Consider the following 12,922-nt stretch of genomic DNA (forward strand, 5'->3'; position numbering starts at 1 on the left):
GTTATTAAGCCAGTAAAACAGCTAGAATGCCGGTAATAAATATTCCGTCAAAAGTTCCTGCCCCTCCGATTGAAACCACCGGAGCATCAAGCATTTTTCTGGTAGCAGGAGTTGCCAGATGAAGAAGATCGGCCCCTATCAAAGTACCCAAACTACCGGCAACATAAGCTGCAACCGGAGCAATATCGCCAGAGACAAAAATAAGAGCTGCCAAAGCAGTGATTATAGGCGGAATGAGAACAGGGATACCTATTCCAACCCCCGGAACGGGCCTTGCCAAAGCATAAGTAGCTGCACTCACAATAAAAATACAGATAAAAATAGATAAATTCAATCCGTAATGATTAAGCAAAGTGATTGATAGCAGCACCGGAATAACACATCCGCCGACATTAACAGCCACTGTTTGGTGAACCAGAGACTTTCCCTGCAAAGGAGTTTCGACGGGAACATTGGGATTCAAGATTCTAAACTTTCTGACAAGCACATCAGGAACCAATCGATCTGACTTAAAAATTGGAATATTCATTCCACTGCCGAACAATGTTGCCAGAAGGAGAGTAAACCCCTGTCCGGAAGTAAGTCCTAATTTTGAAAAGGCCGTGGTTATAAGGCCAACCTGTACAAATATAAACAAAAAGAATATAAGAATAAAAAACAAAGTGCCTAAAAACATTACCGTAGGTAGAGAAAATAAGGGGCCGCGCATACTGATGAAAGCTCCATTGTTACTGATATTTACTTAAATGCGTTATTTAAAGCTATTAAAGCTGACACTTCAAGATATTATTGATAAATAAATTAAGTTTAGTTTATAGAAATTCAGGAGGATTACAATTTTATGAAAGGAATTATTCTGGCGGGCGGTTCCGGTACACGGCTTTATCCTTTGACTCGTGTAGTCAGCAAACAGCTCCTTCCTGTTTATGATAAGCCGATGATTTACTACCCTTTATCTATACATATGATGTCGGGCATAAAAGATATTCTCATCATTTCAACTCCTGAAGACCTGCACCGATTTGAAGATCTGCTTGGCGACGGTTCCAGACTCGGTATTAATATATCGTACAAAGTCCAACCAAAACCGGAAGGTCTCGCCCAGGCATTCATAATAGGCGAAGAGTTTATTGGAAAAGACAGCGTAAGCTTGATACTCGGTGATAATATTTTTTACGGTCATGATCTTCCGCATTTATTGCAAAATGCTGCTAAATTAGAAAAAGGCGGAACCGTTTTCGCATACGCGGTAAAAGACCCTACACGTTACGGGGTTGTAGAATTTGATAAAAATCAATCTGTAATAAGCATTGAAGAAAAACCTGAAAAACCTAAGTCAAAATTTGCGGTTACCGGGCTTTATTTCTACGATAATTCTGTTATAGAAATTGCTAAGAATATTTCCCCTTCGCACCGCGGAGAACTTGAGATTACAGATGTTAATAAAGAATATCTAAAACAAGGTTTACTTAATGTAGAATTACTCGGCCGCGGCTACGCATGGCTGGACATGGGAACACACGCGTCACTCCTAAGAGCCGCTGCATACGTTGAAGCAATTCAGGAACGACAAGGTTTTCTCTTGGCCTGCCTTGAGGAAATAGCTTTTAGAATGGGGTATATCGGGGTCGAAGAATTAAAAGATCTCGCCTCGGATATGCTGAAAAACGATTACGGCAAATATCTTATGGCTGTATACAACGAAGCTAAGGAGAATATCATTGCGTAACTTTTTCTTAATTATACTATTAGTGTCTATCATCTGCATTCCGGTTTCCGCCAAATGCGGTGAGTCTGAAACATCTCAAAAATCAAACATTGCTCATAGTTTCAAAAAGTTATCAGAAGTCGAATCTGCGCTCAAAACAATGGGTGTAAACCTCGACAATATCGCAGGGTCAGATTCTACACCGGATAGAACATTCGCACTGCAGGATTTAGCTAATCTATGCAGGACAAGCAGACTTCAGGTTCATGGTCTTAATTCAATTTATTCTGTTATAAGCATCGTAAAAAATGAGAAAAGATTTGAAACAAAAGAAGCAAAAGAACTGAAACAAAAAAGTATATTTGCCAACCACGACTTTCGACGCAGACAAGTTTTTGTTAATGATATAGTTATTAAAACCAGTGATCAGAAATTAAAAGATCTCGCTTACATACTTGAAGCACAATTAAACATCATTTTAAAACAGCTAAAACTTATCAACATAGAATTGAAATAAAAAAAGGCGCGATCAAATCGCGCCTTTTTTTATGAAAATTATAGAAAACAAAGTTTTCTCTGAATTTATTATCTTAATGATGACTTTCTTTTTTGCCCTGTTCTATTCTGTAAAAAGCCATTACAAGAATCCAAGCAAAGTAACCAAAAATAAGAGAAACACCAACAAAGCCAGCTGTACTGCTATGCCCGATATTACTAAGCAACTCACCAATCATCGCATGTACCTCCAATTATTAAGCCCAATTAATGACAAAAAATGTCTAATATTCATCACTGCTATTTATTATAATGTCAAGATATAGTTTAAGTAAATTTATTGACAAATAAACCCATACATATAAAATTGATATACGGCTTGCAAAAGGCTGATCAACCAATTATGACACCTTTAACATGCTATTTTTATTCATATTTTGAATACAGAGGAAACAATGGCAAGCGAAGAAAAGAACCTTGGCATTTTAGCCCAGCTAAAAGATAAGCTGCACAGAATGCTTGGAAGAAAAGAAACCGAATCATTCGATATTTCTTTTAACGCCAAATCAAGTTCGCCGAGTGCACGCGAAGCGTATCGAATTCATGTGGATAACATGCAGGTAGTGTGTCGCACGCCAAGAGTCAAATGCCGTATTAAAGATATCAGTGTTGCCGGTATCGGTTTTATAAGTTCAGAAGAATTCCCCCTTGGAATAATAATCGATACGGTCCTGATATGGTCAGGCAAACCTATTCTTAAAAATTTAAAATTGAAAATTGTAAGACGCAAAGGGGATCTTGTAGGTTGCAAATTTCATGAATTAGACAAGAATCAGGATAAAATTATCAGTCAGATTGTTGTCGCTGCTCAAAAAAGAATTATCAAAAAAACAAAATCCGGCAAAAAGGATGACGACATTTCAAAAGATGAAGTCACAATAATTGCAGAGAATCAAGCTAAACGCAGCGCAAAAAAGCAACCTACAAAAAAAATTGAACTATGATATTATACAGTTCTATTTTTTTACTTTTTTAGATCATGAAACTTTTCTTTAAATAAAACAAAAGGACATTCTTATGCGCATGGTTATTCTTGACGGCTATACTATTAACCCGGGTGACAACCCTTGGACGGAGTTAGAAAAACTGGGAGATTTGGTCTGTTATGATCGCACCTTGCCATCAAAAATAATTGAACGGTGCATGGATGCAGAAATAGTTTTCACCAACAAGACTGTCTTTACCGCTGAAATAATAAATTCACTGCCGAACTTAAAATTCATATCCGTATTGGCAACAGGATATAATACTATAGATCTATCCGCAGCAGCGAAAAAAGGAATTATTGTTTCAAATGTTCCGGGATATTCGCCGCCATCTGTTGCACAGCATGTTTTTGCACTCTTACTTAATTTTTCAAATCAGGTAAGCCTGCACGACAAAGCAGTTAAGGATGGAGAATGGTCTGCTCAGGAAGATTTCTGTTTCTGGAAAACTCCGCTGTTTGAGCTTAAGGGTAAAAAACTGGGAGTAGTCGGTTTCGGAGGTATAGGAAACAAAGTAGCCGCGCTGGGGAATGCGTTCGGAATGGAAGTAATCGCTTATGCTCCGCGCCCCAAACCGAAACCGGAATATCTGCCTTTCAAATTTTCCAGTCTTGAAGAACTCATGAGTGAATCAGATGTAATATCACTCCACTGCCCGCTAACGCCTGAAAATGAAAAATTTATCAACAGATCACTCCTCCGGACAATGAAGAAAAATGCTATTCTTATTAACACAGCTCGCGGACAGCTTATAAATGAGGAAGACCTTGCCGACGCATTGAAAAGCGGAACCATAGGCGGAGCGGCTCTTGATGTTTTAAGCAAGGAGCCGATATCACCGGACAACCCTCTGCTCACGGCACCGAACATTCTCATAACACCGCACATTGCGTGGGCGACACTGGAAGCACGAACCAGGCTGACAAAAATTACAGTCCAAAATGCAGAGGCTTTTATCAGCGGTCATCCAATCAACGTAGTAAACATTTTTTAATGCGACTGAACAGAACTGAATGATCGGCAAATTCGCTTAAGTTTCCGATCATTCAGTAAATTTTTTAATAACACTGATTAAATCAGCTTTTCTGACTGGTTTGGTCATGAAATAATCACACCCGACGCTATAAGCTTTTTCTTTATTTTCACTTAAAGCATGGGCGGTAACGGCAACAATCGGAGTGCTCTTGAGATTGTTATCGTGTTCATATTTCCTAATATCAGTCGTTGCCTGATACCCGTCTGTAAAAGGCATTTCAATATCCATAAGAATCAGGTCATAGCTGTTCGCTTTATACTTCTCAAATGCCTTTGCGCCATTTTCCGCGACATCTATAGAATAAGGAAGCTTTTTAAGGTACAGCTGAACAAGCAGCACATTATTCTCACAATCTTCTGCCAACAAAATTTTTAAAACTTTGTCTGAAACGTGATTTTCATCAAAACCGATTAAGTCATTTAGATCTGTAAAACGCATAGGCTACCTTGTTAACCATGAAAAAACAGCCCATATCAGTTGGCCTGTCTCCTCCCCGCAGAAATGGATATACCACTGTTGCAAGATTCACAATATTTTTTATTATAAAAATAAAATGACCTACATTCTTCGTTAAATAACATTATTGAGACATATTGCGAACTTTTTCTGCAAAATTTTCCAAATCATTATTCTCACCATCTATATAATCATCAGGATATAGCAGAGCGGACATAAAAAAGACACTACCGATTTCCAAAGCCTTGGAGGCAGACATGGAAAAACGTTTCACTCGTTTTTTCACAAAAAGTCTATCTTCGGCACTCAAAGGTTCAATCAGCGGTTCAAGTCTATTACCCAGATTTGATAAAAGCATCGCTTTTTGACGCATAAGATCTCTATACGAATTTTCATCCTTATTGTCGTACAGTGCCGAATTAGCAACTTTTTCAATATCTCTGACTTTTACAGCTTCAGCATCAAGCCAGCTTGCGACAGCTTTATATGGATTAGCAGACATACCCTTTCCTTTGTTTAAAATTTTGATAACATATTAGGTGCTATGAATATCAAAATCAAGCAGCTAACGGCTTATGATCTGTATCTCTTAAAACTTGTTGAGCTACAGTCCTCCGCACATTTGTCTGTAATTACCACATTCCTGCTTATTTAGAAAAGGGCAAGGCCCGTTCATAAACCATCTTTTGCGCGGGCACCAGAATCTCCCCTTAAACGGTTCATTGCACCCGTTAGCAGTGATCATCTTCCTACGCTGATTACCCATAACAATGTATTCGCCTTCTGACTTAACTTTCCAGAGTGTCATAACGACCTCCTGTGCTTTTAACAGTCTTACCAGACTGAATCCTCCTTGAATTGTGACCTGATTTACAAAGATCTTGATAAAACATATTATGCACCAAATATGCCATACTTGGTCAGTCCGTCATTCTTTCGCTTTACATCTCAAACGAATGATTTTAGGCATTACTGTTGAAAGTGCGTCATGCACGATAAAATAAACCCGGTATGAATCAGTTCAAATAGCCACCGGTTCAAGGAGTCTGTTTTGCCTATACTTTCCGCCAGTGTCGGACTTACCCGCTATAGAATACTGGAAGATATTGAGGATGATCTGATCAGATCCATCCCTAATCTATTAGTAAAATATGCTTTTAAGGATATTGACAACACCGCTGAAGAGAGATCTTTCGGATGGGTGAATATGGATGATATGCTCGATGACAAATGGAGTGTTTCACCGCCGGAAAAAGGACAATATCACACTTTTTCACTGCGCCTTGACACACGCAGAATCCAGCCGGCTGTCCTTAAAAAGCATTTGCAGATAGCCCTCAATTATGAGCTTGAAGAAGCTAAGAAAGAAGGCAAAAACTTCATCTCGCGCGATAGAAAGCGTGAAATTAAAGATCAGGTAACACTGAAATTACGAGCAAGAAGCCTTCCGATTCCGGCAGTTTTTGACGTCGTATGGAATATTCCTGAGAACAGACTGTACTTTGCTTGCACTAACTCAAAAGTTCTTGATATGTTTGAAGAATACTTTTCAGACACATTTGAACTGACTTTAGAACCATTGACTCCTTTCTTCCTTGCGATGGAAATACTTGGAGACGATGCCGCGCAAAAACTTGAATCTCTGGACCCGACATATTTCGTAGGTTAGCAGACGGGTCTGCCAGTTAAAAATAAGGATAATTTTATGGATCTGTTACTTCTTGCAGAAAGAGAAAATACCCTGCTCGGCCAGGATTTTCTGACATGGCTCTGGTACAAGAGTGAAATTCGCGACGGTCTCTTCGAACTTGAAAGCGGCGAACGTTTTCTGCTTTTCATGGAACAGCGCATATCTGTTCAAGGCGGCGAAGGTGAAAATATTGATACTGCCACAGTCAACTCCTCAAGCGGAGATATGACAGAAGTTCTGATGGGACTTAAAACAGGTAAAAAAGTTACCCGTGCCCAATTAAGAATGGAAATTGACGAAAATGCATGGCAGGTTCAGATTAAAGCAGAAGACTTTGCTTTGAGCGGCCTTAAAACTCCGAAAGTAGAAATGAAAGATGAAGAGGGAGATGATCCTGATTCAAAATTCCTTGAAAAAATATTCCTGATTGAAAAATGTATTACACTATTGGATTGTGTATTTATGGAATTCATAAAAATCAGAATTGCACCAGACTGGCAGGACGAAGTTGCAAAATTCCGTCACTGGCTCCGTAACGACGAAGAATAAATAAAGAGCGAATAAAATGGCAAGGATTACACTAGCCGCATTCGGCGACAGTCTGACTGAAGGATACGGTCTGCCTGCATACAGCTCCTTTCCTGCACAGCTAGAAAGAAAACTGCTTGAGGAAGGTTGCAATCTGGAAATTTCCAATTACGGAATTTCCGGAGAAACCTCCGCTGACGGCCTGTCACGCCTTGCAGATGTCATAGAAAGCAAACCGGACGCAGCCTACATTGAATTCGGAGCAAACGACTGTTTTCAGCTAATCGATCCTGAACAGCTCAAGTTAAATATCATGGCAATAATCGAAGCCTTTCAGGAAGCGCAGATCCCTGTAATCCTGTTAGGCTTTATGCCGATGAATTTTACACCACAATCATACGCCTTAGCCTTTAATTCAATATTTCCTGACATCGCTAAAAAGTACAGCATTCCTTTTTATGCGAACCTCATGGAAGGAATCGGCGAGAAACCTGAGTATCATCAAGGTGACGGAATCCACCCTAACGATGAAGGTGTTGCCATAATAGTTGAAAATATATTCCCGCTGTTCAAATCCTTCTACGAAGAACTGACAGCTTAATTTTGTAATTATATCTCACCGTTTTTCTAACTGTTTCTACTGATTATTATTGTATTTTTCTTCCAAGAAAGTTATTTCATCACATAAATATATGGAGAACTAATGGAAGAGACAGTAACACCGGAACCGCAAGATCCGCCTAAAAAACCTGATAACAGCCCTTCAATCGCTCTGATAATCGGTTCTGAGGGTATTAAATCTTTTTGCGCATTACCTTTTATTGAATACCTGCAAAAAGAAAATATAAAAATTGATCTTGTCATCGGAGTCAGCGGCGGGGCCTTGCTCGCTGCGTTTCTCGGAGCCGGATACGATCTGAAACAGATTCAGGATATTTTCTCAAAAGCAGTAGACCCGCGCTTTTTCCGAGAGATCAATCATAAATCCGTCATGGATATAGCCGAAATAGGTAAGGGCAAATTTTCAGCAGAATCAGGTATTATTAAAACCGAATCCATTCGCAAGACATACGAAACACTGTTTAAAGAGATGGATATTTCTGACCTTAAACCTAAGACCATAATAACTACCACAAACCTTACGACGGGCCTTCCGGTAATCCTTGAAAAAGGTAATCTGGCTCAGGCAATCTACGCAAGCAGCGCAGTATATCCTCTTATGCCTCCGGCAAATATTGACGGCAAGAAATTAATCGACGGAGCTTTCTCCTCCCCCATGCCGGTAATGGAATGTGTTAAACGAAATATTGATATCATCATTGCCATATACTTTGATGACGCATGCAATCCTGAACCTGAAAATTTTATTGAAAGTTATTTTAATTCTTCCAGAATTTTCCGGAGATCAATTCTCACCAGCCAGCTTTCACTTTCTATAGACATGCATCATCATGAGATAATCCCCATTTATATTAGACACCCGCGCCCGATTGAAATGTGGGAAATTAAGAAAATTACAGAGATTGTGCACTCCGGAAAAGTGGCTCTTACTTCTAAAAAAAGAAATTTTGAAGAAGCTGTGTTTGAATTTAAAAAGAAAGCCGAACTCAAAGAAGAAGAAATCCGCAGAAACGAAGAAATCAAAAAACTTAATGAAGAAAAAATGAATCGCGAAAATAAAGACGCGAAACATGAAGAGACTGGTAAAATAGGATCTCCGGTCATAACGCGCGAGCCGGCAGATCAAAATACTGCGACACGTGAAATAAGAATAATTAAAAACAGAAATGAAAGAAGAGGGTCAGGAACATGAAAACAATACTGATGACGCTTGCAATCTTGCTTTCTGTTTCTTCCACAATCTCAGCGAAAGAATTCATTTTCGGTACTATTTTCGAAAATAAAGGCGAAAATGCACTTACCGCGCAAGAGGCTATGAATGGAGCAATTCTTGCCGTAAAAAAATTCAATGAGACAAGCCCAGATTTAAAAATTAAACTTGAATGCGAAACATGCACAAGAGACCCGCTGGAAATAATTAAAGCCGTTCATAATCTTTCTAAAACAAAAGGGATTTCTGCCGCAGTAGGAATTGTCTCTGAAGATGCTGCCCTTTCCGCCGCTCCGACCTTTCAAGAACTACAACTCCCTTTCATCTGCAGCGGAGCACAGCTCTTAGGTCTGACAAATTCTAAAACTCCTGACATTTTCACCTTAGCAGTACCGGATAATAAGATCGGTTCCGACCTTGCAAAATATACTATTTCAACACTTCAGGCTGACCATATTTTCCTGATAAGATCAGATATGAAAGATTCAACTGCGCAGCAGGCAGAAAGCTTCACAGCTGAATTTACAGCGAAAGGAGGAACAATACTTTCAGAGCTTCGCATAACCGAACCAGACCCGGATTTATCATACATTATGAAGGCTATTAAGGCATTTGCCCCTCCGCCTCAGTCAGACAGTACAACCACAGATGAAGCCGTAGGAGCCAGTGATTATTCGGATAGCTATGCGGAAATTATTACGCAGCAACGCACGGCCCCTCCTGAAACTCAACAGATTGAAGCCGTAGTGATTTTAGCCCCGGCTGGAGTCAGTGCGCACCTGCTGAGACTCATGCAGAAAAAGCAAATGGCTTATAATGTTGTCGGCGGCACAAGTTTTGATACCGTAGCAATAAAAAAATCCATAGCTGCATGGTCAGGAACTGTTATTTTTGCTTCGCAGGCAAGCCTTACCCGTGAGGATGACCTTGTTACACTCTTTGTAAAAGACTACGCGGACTTGTTCGGGGAAAAACCGCAAACAGGCTATGCGGCTCTCGGATTTGATTCAATTCTCCTGCTCGCTGAAACAGCCGGAAAAACCGGCAATCCGTCCGTAAACATACGGACCAACCTGCCGACAGTTAAAAATTTTCAAGGAGTTTCCGGTAACATATCTTTTACCGGCGGCAGGGCGAAAAAACCGCTTTATATAATTCAATCTAACGCAGGTAAAATTTCTTTAGCAGATGAAATGTAATAATGTTTAAAGTTCCCTCAAACTTTTCCGAACAGCCTTTATAAGAAAGAAAATAACTACTCCGGCTCCAACCAGAACAGCGACTAATTCTAAATTAACCGTTCCCCTGGTAACTCCGGACTTAAGCAGGTGCCCGCCGGCTGTCAGAAAAACAGTCTCAGGTATCAGGCAAAGTACACTCATAATTAAAAACGGAAGAAACCTTATACCCGTTACCGACCAGAGATAATTGGCAATTGAATACGGCACTACAGGCACAATTCTACTTAAAGCCAATACCTTCAGCGGATGTTTATCGCTAAGCCTTTCAAGATCTAAAAAACTTCTGCTCGCACCGAATTTCTGCAAAATAATTTTCCTGAAAACAAAGCGTCCGAGTATGAAGGCCAATACCGAACCAAAGCTCATACCTATAAGGCTGTAGGCAGCTCCTTCAAATGCTCCGAAAAGAACTCCGGCGGCGACAGTAAACAAAGTCTGCGGAATAGCAAGCGCAAGCCCCAGCACATTGACCAGAATAAATATTAACGGTGCCAAATTACCACGGGCTTCAATCCACGAAAGAATTGTACTGAGATGCCCTTCACCGTATCTTTCGATGGCAAAAGAAAAAACTCCGGTCACAAGCAAAATTATTATTCCATACAAAAAAGTTCTATTTTTTAAACAATCACTTATAACCATATTTACCTACTTCACTTGCGAGCTTAAATATCCTACCATCACGCTTCAATCAGAATAACGGTTACATATTCAATTATCAACATAAGATGCTTTTTTAAGCCGAACCAAGGAAATATATGCGTTACCAACTTAAACTTATGGATACTCTTTCAGGCACAGGTTGCTTCGCAGCACTCCCTGAGCCCAACTTAAGTTTTTCCGAAGTCTTAAATCATCTGGAAAAATATCCTTACGATGAATTTATGCACCGCCATATGCTCGATATGCTCGGCAAGCACCGCACACGCAAAATCGAGAAACTGATCACTGAAATTAAAGGTGACCCCGACAAGAAAGTTCTCGCCGCCCTGATATATGAAGCATGCCTCACATACCCTAAACTTGCTCCCATAAAAGAACAGATTGAAAAAGAGTTCGATGCGCACGATCTTAAAAAGTTTTCACCGACACTGCATCTACGCTCTCATCTGTTAACAGATCAATCCTTGCACAATAAATGGACTTTGATTTTATCTGCAAACATGGAAGAGCATGCAGAACTGCCTGCACCGGATGAAGCAGGACTGCCTCTATTATATAAAACAGAAGAGCTACCTGCTAAAGTGTCCATAGATGCCGGCGCTGTCAGAAGTTCGCTTGAAAAAGAAGGAAAGCTCCCTCCCGCAAAAGAACGTGCCTCGATAGTTGAAGTAACCGCTCATGCCATGAAACAGCTCGAAGCGATTGACGTCTTTCTCGGGCCGCAGATGCGCCAGAAAGGCTGTCTTAGCCCTGCGGCTGTACTGCAGCACTGGCAGGTTAAGACTCGGACTGACATCGGTTCATTCTCAAATTCACTTGATGCGATCCAAACCAGTTACGGCCGCGGTTTTTCACTCATAAACGCTCAAGTTTCCTGCGCGATGGAAGTGGTGGAAAGAGTCAGTTCCTATGGCAGCATAGGCAAAGCCGGAGTTCTTAACAGGATTAATCCTTCACCTGTGGTTAAAGGCACTTATGATGAAGTCGCAAAAGACAATGAAGCTCTAGATCCATCCACTCTGTCACTGGAATATCCTTACGAAGGACAATCGCTCTGGTGGATGGAAGCGGAAAGGTTTAACGGCACAGAGTATGAGAAAATTTTGATTCCGGTTCAGCATGTATTTCTCTTTTGCAACCTTGATGAACAGAATCTGTTCAGTGGGCTTAGTTCTACAGGGCTGGCATCCGGTAACACTTTTGCTGAAGCAAAACTGAGCGGCCTACTTGAAGTTCTTGAGCGTGATTCGGATTCAACAATCCCGTTTGACAAAGAAAAATGTTTCAGAATCGAAAGTGATAATGCTGAAATCAACAAACATCTGAACGATCTGAAAGATTCAGGAATTCAGGTCTGGTTTCAAGATATGACATCCGAGCTTGGTGTGCCATGCTATCGTGCATTCGCTGTCGGCAAGCATGGAGACATCAACAAAGGTGGAGGATGCAATCTGGATGGCAAACGTGCGCTCCTGTCCGCTCTGACAGAAGTCCCCTACCCTTTCCCCGGCCCCGCAACCATGGATTACCCTGAAGGACTGCCTGTGCGCAAGCTGGAAGATCTTCCGGACTTATCCACCGGAAGCACACAAGGGGATGTGATGGTGCTTGAAACTCTACTCACCAAAAACGATTACTATCCAATCTATGTAGATCTGACTCGTAAAGACCTTGGAATCCCCGTAACCCGCGCAATTGTACCGGGGCTGGAGATTGTTTCCGATATGGATAAATTCTCGCGCGTAAGCCCGAGACTTTACAGAAATTACCTTGAATTAAAAAATTTGTTATAATACGCTAAAGTTTCTTGACTAGTTAATAGACTAAGTATATTAACTTTTACTCCGTGCCCGGATGGCGGAATTGGTAGACGCAAGGGACTTAAAATCCCTCGGACTTCGGTCTGTACGAGTTCAAGTCTCGTTCTGGGTACCACGGTTAAATCAAGGGTTTACGAGCAATCTCACGATTGTTTGTGGACCCTTTTTTTATGGCAAAAGCCAATTCTGTCCCCACTCTGTCCCCACTTTTACGGCTATGGAGAGTGATTTTATATGACAACCTGTGAGTTTGAACTGGACAGTAAAGCACATCCAAAGACTCTTTTTCCCCGTTTTAAGCGATATTCCCGACTGATCCTGCTATAGATTTGCGGACACACGGTTAAGTAACTATCCTGACTTTTACAGGAGAAGTAAATGACCAAGCCCAAACGTCGAACTTATGAT

At 40.7% G+C, this 12,922-nt stretch carries 16 protein-coding genes and 1 tRNA gene; 11 read left to right on the plus strand and 6 right to left on the minus strand.

Annotated features, from left to right (window positions below; translation table 11 throughout):
• Positions 1-4: 4 nt before the first annotated feature.
• Positions 5-709 (minus strand): DUF1614 domain-containing protein, encoded by a 705-nt coding sequence (locus B9N78_RS16620; protein ID WP_085104365.1) that lies wholly within the window; start codon positions 707-709, stop codon positions 5-7.
• Between the two features lie 132 nt (positions 710-841).
• On the opposite strand from B9N78_RS16620, the gene rfbA reads away from it, so the two are divergent.
• Both rfbA and B9N78_RS16630 read left to right on the plus strand, forming a co-directional pair.
• A complete protein-coding gene (rfbA, locus tag B9N78_RS16625; RefSeq protein WP_085104367.1) occupies positions 842-1,729 on the plus strand; it encodes a glucose-1-phosphate thymidylyltransferase RfbA in 888 nt (295 codons plus the stop codon).
• Positions 1,722-2,225 (plus strand): hypothetical protein, encoded by a 504-nt coding sequence (locus B9N78_RS16630; protein ID WP_085104368.1) that lies wholly within the window; start codon positions 1,722-1,724, stop codon positions 2,223-2,225. Before rfbA ends, B9N78_RS16630 begins: the two co-directional genes overlap by 8 nt.
• Positions 2,226-2,298: 73 nt before the next feature.
• Here the strand turns inward: B9N78_RS16630 and B9N78_RS18220 are convergent, their stop codons facing one another.
• The gene (locus B9N78_RS18220) at positions 2,299-2,442 is read right to left on the minus strand and encodes a hypothetical protein (protein ID WP_170921458.1); all 144 of its coding nucleotides are present in this window, start codon (positions 2,440-2,442) and stop codon (positions 2,299-2,301) included.
• Between the two features lie 216 nt (positions 2,443-2,658).
• Here B9N78_RS18220 and B9N78_RS16635 point away from each other — a divergent pair, with 216 nt between their 5' ends.
• Together B9N78_RS16635 and B9N78_RS16640 are read left to right on the plus strand one after the other, a co-directional pair.
• Positions 2,659-3,207 carry a PilZ domain-containing protein gene (locus tag B9N78_RS16635; protein WP_085104370.1) on the plus strand — a complete coding sequence of 183 codons (549 nt, stop codon included), beginning with the start codon at positions 2,659-2,661 and terminating at the stop codon, positions 3,205-3,207.
• Positions 3,208-3,280: 73 nt separating this feature from the next.
• The gene (locus B9N78_RS16640) at positions 3,281-4,243 is read left to right on the plus strand and encodes a D-2-hydroxyacid dehydrogenase (protein ID WP_085104372.1); all 963 of its coding nucleotides are present in this window, start codon (positions 3,281-3,283) and stop codon (positions 4,241-4,243) included.
• 48 nt (positions 4,244-4,291) lie between these two features.
• On the opposite strand, the gene B9N78_RS16645 is transcribed toward B9N78_RS16640, so the two are convergent.
• The 3 genes from B9N78_RS16645 to B9N78_RS16655 all read right to left on the minus strand — a co-directional run bounded on the left by B9N78_RS16645 (position 4,292) and on the right by B9N78_RS16655 (position 5,549).
• On the minus strand, positions 4,292-4,723 hold the full coding sequence (locus tag B9N78_RS16645; RefSeq protein ID WP_085104374.1) for a response regulator: 432 nt from the start codon (positions 4,721-4,723) through the stop codon (positions 4,292-4,294).
• A 142-nt stretch (positions 4,724-4,865) separates the two neighbouring features.
• Positions 4,866-5,243: a hypothetical protein gene (locus B9N78_RS16650; protein ID WP_085104376.1), complete on the minus strand. Its 378-nt coding sequence runs from the start codon at positions 5,241-5,243 to the stop codon at positions 4,866-4,868.
• A 102-nt stretch (positions 5,244-5,345) separates the two neighbouring features.
• Positions 5,346-5,549, minus strand: coding sequence for a hypothetical protein (locus tag B9N78_RS16655; protein WP_085104378.1), 204 nt, complete (start codon positions 5,547-5,549; stop codon positions 5,346-5,348).
• A gap of 243 nt (positions 5,550-5,792) precedes the next feature.
• Between B9N78_RS16655 and B9N78_RS16660 the strand changes: the two genes are divergently transcribed.
• The 5 genes from B9N78_RS16660 to B9N78_RS16680 all read left to right on the plus strand — a co-directional run bounded on the left by B9N78_RS16660 (position 5,793) and on the right by B9N78_RS16680 (position 9,989).
• On the plus strand, positions 5,793-6,410 hold the full coding sequence (locus B9N78_RS16660; protein WP_085104380.1) for a recombination-associated protein RdgC: 618 nt from the start codon (positions 5,793-5,795) through the stop codon (positions 6,408-6,410).
• Positions 6,411-6,446: 36 nt separating this feature from the next.
• Positions 6,447-6,980 carry a hypothetical protein gene (locus B9N78_RS16665; protein WP_085104382.1) on the plus strand — a complete coding sequence of 178 codons (534 nt, stop codon included), beginning with the start codon at positions 6,447-6,449 and terminating at the stop codon, positions 6,978-6,980.
• Positions 6,981-6,996: 16 nt separating this feature from the next.
• Entirely contained in the window at positions 6,997-7,560 is a 564-nt protein-coding gene (locus B9N78_RS16670; protein WP_085104384.1) for an arylesterase, read from the plus strand.
• Between the two features lie 102 nt (positions 7,561-7,662).
• Positions 7,663-8,772, plus strand: coding sequence for a patatin-like phospholipase family protein (locus B9N78_RS16675; RefSeq protein ID WP_085104386.1), 1,110 nt, complete (start codon positions 7,663-7,665; stop codon positions 8,770-8,772).
• Entirely contained in the window at positions 8,769-9,989 is a 1,221-nt protein-coding gene (locus B9N78_RS16680) for an ABC transporter substrate-binding protein (RefSeq protein WP_085104388.1), read from the plus strand. Before B9N78_RS16675 ends, B9N78_RS16680 begins: the two co-directional genes overlap by 4 nt.
• A 6-nt stretch (positions 9,990-9,995) precedes the next feature.
• Here B9N78_RS16680 and B9N78_RS16685 read toward each other — a convergent pair whose 3' ends face one another.
• The gene (locus B9N78_RS16685) at positions 9,996-10,673 is read right to left on the minus strand and encodes a TVP38/TMEM64 family protein (protein WP_085104390.1); all 678 of its coding nucleotides are present in this window, start codon (positions 10,671-10,673) and stop codon (positions 9,996-9,998) included.
• A gap of 116 nt (positions 10,674-10,789) precedes the next feature.
• Between B9N78_RS16685 and B9N78_RS16690 the strand changes: the two genes are divergently transcribed.
• Positions 10,790-12,487, plus strand: a complete 1,698-nt coding sequence (locus B9N78_RS16690) for a YcaO-like family protein (protein WP_085104392.1) — start codon at positions 10,790-10,792, stop codon at positions 12,485-12,487.
• A gap of 55 nt (positions 12,488-12,542) precedes the next feature.
• Positions 12,543-12,629, plus strand: a tRNA-Leu gene (locus B9N78_RS16695).
• The last annotated feature ends 293 nt before the right edge of the window (positions 12,630-12,922 follow it).

The organism is Desulfovibrio gilichinskyi, from assembly GCF_900177375.1.
GTDB classification, from domain to species: Bacteria; Desulfobacterota; Desulfovibrionia; order Desulfovibrionales; family Desulfovibrionaceae; genus Maridesulfovibrio; species Maridesulfovibrio gilichinskyi.

Excerpts from the sequence above, each read along its gene's own strand:
- B9N78_RS16620 (WP_085104365.1), bottom strand. The coding sequence starts at position 709 with ATGCGCGGCCCCTTATTTTCTCTACCTACGGTAATGTTTTTAGGCACT.
- rfbA (WP_085104367.1), top strand. The coding sequence starts at position 842 with ATGAAAGGAATTATTCTGGCGGGCGGTTCCGGTACACGGCTTTATCCT.
- B9N78_RS18220 (WP_170921458.1), bottom strand. The coding sequence starts at position 2,442 with ATGATTGGTGAGTTGCTTAGTAATATCGGGCATAGCAGTACAGCTGGC.
- B9N78_RS16635 (WP_085104370.1), top strand. The coding sequence starts at position 2,659 with ATGGCAAGCGAAGAAAAGAACCTTGGCATTTTAGCCCAGCTAAAAGAT.
- B9N78_RS16640 (WP_085104372.1), top strand. The coding sequence starts at position 3,281 with ATGCGCATGGTTATTCTTGACGGCTATACTATTAACCCGGGTGACAAC.
- B9N78_RS16645 (WP_085104374.1), bottom strand. The coding sequence starts at position 4,723 with ATGCGTTTTACAGATCTAAATGACTTAATCGGTTTTGATGAAAATCAC.
- B9N78_RS16650 (WP_085104376.1), bottom strand. The coding sequence starts at position 5,243 with ATGTCTGCTAATCCATATAAAGCTGTCGCAAGCTGGCTTGATGCTGAA.
- B9N78_RS16655 (WP_085104378.1), bottom strand. The coding sequence starts at position 5,549 with ATGACACTCTGGAAAGTTAAGTCAGAAGGCGAATACATTGTTATGGGT.
- B9N78_RS16665 (WP_085104382.1), top strand. The coding sequence starts at position 6,447 with ATGGATCTGTTACTTCTTGCAGAAAGAGAAAATACCCTGCTCGGCCAG.
- B9N78_RS16670 (WP_085104384.1), top strand. The coding sequence starts at position 6,997 with ATGGCAAGGATTACACTAGCCGCATTCGGCGACAGTCTGACTGAAGGA.
- B9N78_RS16675 (WP_085104386.1), top strand. The coding sequence starts at position 7,663 with ATGGAAGAGACAGTAACACCGGAACCGCAAGATCCGCCTAAAAAACCT.
- B9N78_RS16680 (WP_085104388.1), top strand. The coding sequence starts at position 8,769 with ATGAAAACAATACTGATGACGCTTGCAATCTTGCTTTCTGTTTCTTCC.
- B9N78_RS16685 (WP_085104390.1), bottom strand. The coding sequence starts at position 10,673 with ATGGTTATAAGTGATTGTTTAAAAAATAGAACTTTTTTGTATGGAATA.
- B9N78_RS16690 (WP_085104392.1), top strand. The coding sequence starts at position 10,790 with ATGCGTTACCAACTTAAACTTATGGATACTCTTTCAGGCACAGGTTGC.